The 6202-nt window shown below is 70.7% G+C and carries 5 protein-coding genes; all 5 read left to right on the top strand.

What is annotated here, in order from left to right; genetic code table 11:
- Positions 1 to 1259, top strand: a 1259-nt coding sequence (locus AC1D01_RS16895) for a UDP-N-acetylmuramoyl-tripeptide--D-alanyl-D-alanine ligase (protein WP_477868222.1), incomplete at its 5' end; no start/stop codon positions are given.
- Positions 1249 to 2430, top strand: a complete 1182-nt coding sequence (gene mraY, locus AC1D01_RS16890; protein ID WP_477868220.1) for a phospho-N-acetylmuramoyl-pentapeptide-transferase — start codon at positions 1249 to 1251, stop codon at positions 2428 to 2430. The genes AC1D01_RS16895 and mraY, both read left to right, overlap by 11 nt.
- Positions 2431 to 2437: 7 nt before the next feature.
- The gene (murD, locus tag AC1D01_RS16885; RefSeq protein ID WP_477868218.1) at positions 2438 to 4327 is read left to right on the top strand and encodes a UDP-N-acetylmuramoyl-L-alanine--D-glutamate ligase; all 1890 of its coding nucleotides are present in this window, start codon (positions 2438 to 2440) and stop codon (positions 4325 to 4327) included.
- Entirely contained in the window at positions 4324 to 5583 is a 1260-nt protein-coding gene (ftsW, locus tag AC1D01_RS16880; protein ID WP_477868216.1) for a putative lipid II flippase FtsW, read from the top strand. Before murD ends, ftsW begins: the two co-directional genes overlap by 4 nt.
- An 8-nt stretch (positions 5584 to 5591) precedes the next feature.
- Positions 5592 to 6202, top strand: a 611-nt coding sequence (locus AC1D01_RS16875; RefSeq protein WP_477868214.1) for a glycosyltransferase, incomplete at its 3' end; no start/stop codon positions are given.

The following is a 6202-nucleotide window of genomic DNA, read 5'->3' as shown; positions in this document are numbered from 1 at the left end:
CGCAGGCGCGGGCCGCCGGCGCGGTCGCGGCGATCGCCGAACGCGGCCTCGTCGCCGACGGCAGCGGCCTGCCCGGCCTGCAGGTGGCCGACAGCAAGGCCGCGCTCGGCCAGCTGGCCGCCGCGTGGCGCGCGCACTGCGCGCTGCCGCTGATCGCGGTGACCGGCAGCAACGGCAAGACCACCGTCACGCAGATGCTGGCGTCGGTGCTGCGCGCCTGGCTCGGCGAGGCGGCGTTCTCGACGCAGGGCAACTTCAACAACGACATCGGCGTGCCGCTGACGCTGCTGCGCCTGCGCCAGGACGACACCTGCTGGCACCGCGCCGGCGTGGTCGAGCTCGGCATGAACCACCCGGGCGAGATCGCCACGCTGGCGGCGATGACCGCGCCGACGGTCGCGCTCGTCAACAACGCGCAGCGCGAGCACCAGGAGTTCATGGCCACCGTCGAGGCGGTGGCGCGCGAGAACGGCACGGTGATCGAGGCGCTGCCGCCGACCGGCGTCGCGGTGTTCCCGGCCGACGACGACTACGCGCCGGTCTGGCATGCGCTGGCCGCGTCGCGCCCGACGCTCACCTTCGCGCTGCAGGGCGCGGCCGACGTGACCTGCGATGCCGAATGGGTCGGCGACCACTGGTCGCTGATGCTGCACACCCCGGCCGGCTTCCAGGCGGCCGACCTGCGCATCGCCGGCCGCCACAACGTGAAGAACGCGCTGGCCGTCACCGCCTGCGCGCTGGCCGCGGGTTGCCCGCTGGAGGCGATCGTGCGGGGGCTGGCGGCGTTCGAGCCGGTCAAGGGCCGCTCGCAGCTGAAGACCGCGCGGGTGCACGGCGAGGCGGTCACGCTGGTCGACGACACCTACAACGCCAACCCCGATTCGGCGCGTGCCGCGATCGAGGTGCTGGCGCAGCTGCCCGGCCCGCGCTGGCTGCTGCTGGGCGACATGGGCGAGGTCGGCGACCAGGGCCCGGCCTTCCACCGCGAGATCGGCGCGTTCGCGCAGGCGCGCGCCATCGAATCGCTGTGGACGGCCGGCACGCTGAGCCGCCATGCGGCCGAGGCCTTCGCCGGTGCGCGCCACTTCGACGACGTGGCGGCGCTGATCGCCGCGCTGCCGGCGGCCCCGGCCTGTGCCGCGGTGCTGGTGAAGGGCTCGCGCTTCATGAAGATGGAACAGGTGGTGGCCGCGCTGCAGCGCAGCGGCGCCGAAGTACCTGGCAATGGCAATACCAGAGGATCGAACGATGCTGCTTAGTCTTGCCCAGTGGTTGCAGGGTGCCTACCCCGACCAGCTCGGGTTCCTGCGGGTGTTCCAGTACCTGACGATGCGTGCGGTGCTGGCGGCGATGACCGCGCTGCTGATCGGCCTCGCGTTCGGCCCGATGGTGATCCGTCGCCTGAGCGCGCTGAAGATCGGCCAGCCGATCCGCGAGTACGGCGTGCAGGCCCACCTGGCGAAGAGCGGCACGCCGACGATGGGCGGCGTGCTGATCCTGCTGGGCATCGGCATCTCGACGCTGCTGTGGTTCGACTGGAGCAACCGCTTCGTCTGGATCGTGATGCTGGTGACGCTCGGCTTCGGCGCGATCGGCTGGGTCGACGACTGGCGCAAGGTGGTGCACAAGAACCCCGAGGGCATGCGCTCGCGCGAGAAGTACTTCTGGCAATCGCTGATCGGGCTGGTGGCGGCGCTGTACCTCGCGTTCAGCGTGTCGGAGACCTCCAACCTGCGCGTGCTGGAGCTGTTCCTGCGCTGGGTGCAGAGCGGCTTCTCGAACGACCTGCCGCCCAAGGCCGACCTGATGGTGCCGTTCTTCAAGAGCATCAGCTACCCGCTGGGCGTGTTCGGCTTCATCATCCTGACCTACCTGGTGATCGTCGGCAGCAGCAACGCGGTGAACTTCACCGACGGGCTGGACGGCCTCGCGATCATGCCGGTCGTGATGGTCGGCTCGGCGCTGGGCGTGTTCGCCTACGTCACCGGCAGCTCGGTGTACTCGAAGTACCTGCTGTTCCCGTACATCCCGGGCTCGGGCGAGCTGCTGATCTTCTGCTCGGCGATGGCCGGCGCGGGGCTCGCGTTCCTGTGGTTCAACACGCACCCGGCGCAGGTCTTCATGGGCGATGTCGGCGCGCTGTCGCTGGGCGGCGCGCTCGGCACCATCGCGGTGATCACGCGCCAGGAGATCGTGCTCGCGATCATGGGCGGCATCTTCGTCGCCGAGGCGCTGTCGGTGATGCTGCAGGTGGCCTGGTTCAAGTTCACGAAGGCGCGCTACGGCGAGGGCCGGCGCATCTTCAAGATGGCGCCGCTGCACCACCACTTCGAGAAGTCGGGCTGGAAGGAGACGCAGGTCGTGGTGCGCTTCTGGATCATCACGATGCTGCTGTGCCTGGTCGGGCTCGCCAGCCTGAAGCTGCGGTGAACGCCCGATGAACCACCTGAAAGACCTCCACGTGCTGGTGCTCGGCCTCGGTGAATCGGGGCTCGCGATGGCGCGCTGGTGCGCCCGCTTCGGCGCGCAGGTGCAGGTGTGGGATTCGCGCGAGAACCCGCCGCACGCGGCGGCGCTGGCCGAGCACGTGCCCGGCGCGGTGTTGCTGGCCGGGCCGCTCGAGCCGGCGCAATTGCAGGGCGTGAAGCTGGTGCTGAAGAGCCCCGGCCTCGGGCCGCGCGACCCGCGCGTCGAGCCGCTGCTGAAGCTGGCGTTCGAGACCGGCGTGCTGGTGCAGGGCGAGCTCGACCTGTTCGCGCGCGCACTCGCCGACCTGAAGGCCGAGCGGGGCTACGCACCCGGCGTGATCGCGATCACCGGCACCAACGGCAAGACCACGACGACGGCGATGGCCTCGCAACTGATCGCCCGCACCGGCCGCCGCGTCGCGACCGCCGGCAACATCGGCCCGACGATGCTGCAGACGCTGGCCGAGGCGCTGGACGCCGAGCCGGCGCCACTGGTCGAGCAACTGCCGGACGAGGCGGCGCTCGAGGACGTGGCCGAGGTGCCGACGGATCCGGTCAGCGATGCGGTGATCGAGAACGCCGTCGAGGCGATCTCCGAAAGCCCGCCCGAGGCGCTGCCGGCCGAAGTGACCGGCGACGCCGTGGCGGCGGTGGAGCTCGGTCCGGAGCCGGTGCCCGAACCGGTGACCGAACCGATCGGTGACGACGTGCTCGACGCCGCGGTCGAGGAGATCGCCGCCTTGCCGCCCGAGGTGCCCGACGACGTCGAGATGCCGATGGGGGGCGGCCCGCCGCCGCACCTGATCCCGCCGCCGCCGCCCGGCCCGGTGTTCGAGTCGCTGCCCGAGGTCTGGGTGCTCGAGCTGTCCAGCTTCCAGCTCGACGGCGTGCAGGGCTTCGAGCCGGGTGCCGCGACGGTGCTGAACGTCACGCAGGACCACCTCGACTGGCATGGCGACATGAAGGCCTATGCCGGCGCGAAGGCGCGCATCTTCGGCAGGACCGCGGTGATGGTGATCAACCGCGACGATCCGGCGGTCGAGGCGATGGTGCCGGCGCCCCTTCCGGGCAAGGGCCGTTTTGCGAAGCCGATCGAGCGCCACGTCGTGCGCTTCGGGCTCGACGCGCCGAAGCGCCCCGGCGACTTCGGCCTGGTCCACGAGAACGGCATGGCCTGGCTGGTGCGCGCGATGGAAGCCGACGAGACCGCCAAACCCAAGGGCCGCGGCAAGGGCGCGGTCGAGGAGGAAGAGCTGCACATCCAGCGCCTGATGCCCGCCGACGCGCTGCGCGTGCGCGGCCGCCACAACGCGGCCAACGCGCTGGCGGCGCTCGCCCTTGCGACTGCTATCGGCTGCCCGCTCGCACCGATGCTGCACGGCCTGCGCGAGTACACCGGCGAGCCGCACCGCGTCGAGTTCGTCGCGCTGGTCGAGGGCGTCGAGGCCTACGACGACAGCAAGGGCACGAACGTCGGCGCGACGGTCGCGGCGATCAACGGGCTCGGTGCCGACAAGGCGCCCGGCCAGCTGGTGATGATCCTCGGCGGCGACGGCAAGGGCCAGGACTTCGGCCCGCTGCTCGCGCCGGTGCGCCAGCACGTGCGCGCGGTCGCGACCATCGGCCGCGATGCCGAGGCGATCGAGCAGGCGCTGCAGGGCTCGGGCATCACGGTCGAGCGCCACGAGACGCTGCAGGCCGCGACGCGCTGGGCCTTCACGCGCGCCCACGCCGGCGATGCGGTGCTGCTGAGCCCGGCCTGCGCGAGCCTGGACATGTTCCGCAACTACGCGCACCGCGCGCAGGTGTTCTGCGACGAGGTGCGGGCGATCGCCGCGGAAGGGGGCAGCGAGGCATGAGCACGGCAACGGCCCGCTCCGGATTCGACGCGCTGAAGGAGCGCGTGCTAGCGCTGTTCAAGCGCGACGGGTCGGTGCCGATCCGCGACTGGACCGGTGCGTCGGCGAACAAGCCGGTGCAGCTGCAGGGCTTCGACCAGCCGCTGGTGTGGGTGGTGGTGGCGCTGCTCGCGCTCGGCATGGTGATGGTGTATTCGGCCTCGGTCGCGCTGCCCGACAACCCGAAGTTCACGCGCTATGCGCCGACGCATTTCCTGGTGCGCCACATCCTGTCGATCGTCGTCGCGCTGGTCGCCGCGGTGGTGGTGGTGCAGCTGCCGGTCAGCCTGTGGGAGAAGTGCGCGCCGTGGCTGTTCGCCGCCTCGCTGCTGCTGCTGGTGCTGGTGCTGATCCCGCACGTCGGCAAGGGCGTCAACGGCGCGCGGCGCTGGATCCCGCTGTTCTTCACGAACTTCCAGCCGTCGGAGCTGGCCAAGCTGGCGATCGCGCTCTATGCCGCCAACTACATGGTGCGCAAGATGGAGGTGAAGGAGAACTTCTTCCGCGCGGTGATGCCGATGGCGATCTCGGTCGCGGTGGTGGGCCTGCTGCTGCTGGCCGAGCCGGACATGGGCGCCTTCATGGTGATCGCGGCGATCGCGATGGGCATCCTGTTCCTCGGCGGCGTCAACGGGCGGATGTTCTTCCTGATCACCGCGGTGCTGGTCGGCGCCTTCGTGCTGATGATCACCTTCAGCGAATGGCGGCGCGAGCGCATCTTCGCGTACCTGAACCCGTGGGACGAGAAGTACACGCTGGGCAAGGCCTACCAGCTGTCGCATTCGCTGATCGCGTTCGGGCGCGGCGAGGTGCTGGGGCAGGGCCTCGGCTCGAGCGTCGAGAAGCTGCACTACCTGCCGGAGGCGCACACCGACTTCCTGCTGGCGGTGATCGGCGAGGAGCTCGGCTTCATCGGCGTGGCCTGCGTGATCGCGGCCTTCTTCTGGCTGTCGCGCCGGGTGTTCCACATCGGCCGCCAGGCGGTCGCGCTGGATCGCGTGTTCGCGGGCCTGTTCGCGCAGGGCATCGGCATCTGGATGGGCGGGCAGGCCTTCATCAACATGGGCGTGAACCTGGGCGTGCTGCCGACCAAGGGGCTGACGCTGCCGCTGATGAGCTACGGCGGCTCGGCGATCCTGATGAACCTGATCGCGCTGGCGATCGTGGTGCGGGTCGACATCGAGAACCGCCAGATGATGCGCGGGGGACGGGCATGAGCGCGCGCATGAGCACGGCCTCCAGGCACCTCGTCGTGATGGCCGCCGGCACCGGCGGCCACATCATCCCGGGCCTCGCGGTCGCGCGCGAGATGCAGAGCCGCGGCTGGTCGGTCAGCTGGCTCGGCACCACGCACGGCATGGAGAACCGGCTGGTGCCGCCGAGCGGCATCCCGATGGATGCGATCACGTTCAGCGGGTTGCGCGGCAAGGGCCTGCTGCACACGCTGACCGGCGGGCTGCGCCTGCTCGGCGCGTTCTGGAGCTGCCTGCAGATCATCCGCCGCCGCCGCGCCAACGCGGTGCTCGGCATGGGCGGCTACGTCTGCTTCCCCGGCGGGCTGATGGCCTCGCTGCTGAACAAGCCGCTGATGCTGGTGAATGCCGATGCCTCGCTGCTGATGAGCAACAAGAGCCTGCTGCCGGTGGCCGATCGCATCGCGTTCGGCTTCGACGGCGCGGCGGCACAGCAGACAAAGCTCGGCGTCGTGACCGGCAACCCGGTGCGCGCCGAGATCGAGGCACTGGCGCCGCCGGCCGAGCGCTTCGCCGGCCGCAGCGGCCCGCTGCAGGTGCTGGTGGTCGGCGGCAGCCTCGGCGCGAAGGTGCTGAACGAGAC

The organism is Rhizobacter sp. P3_B12, from assembly GCF_056402895.1.
Note: the sequence above shows the minus strand (reverse complement) of the source record. Positions and strands in the feature narration are given on the sequence as shown.

Bases quoted from the DNA above. Each gene is read 5' to 3' on its own strand.
- murD (WP_477868218.1), top strand. From the start codon at position 2,438: ATGAACCACCTGAAAGACCTCCACGTGCTGGTGCTCGGCCTCGGTGAA.
- ftsW (WP_477868216.1), top strand. From the start codon at position 4,324: ATGAGCACGGCAACGGCCCGCTCCGGATTCGACGCGCTGAAGGAGCGC.
- mraY (WP_477868220.1), top strand. From the start codon at position 1,249: ATGCTGCTTAGTCTTGCCCAGTGGTTGCAGGGTGCCTACCCCGACCAG.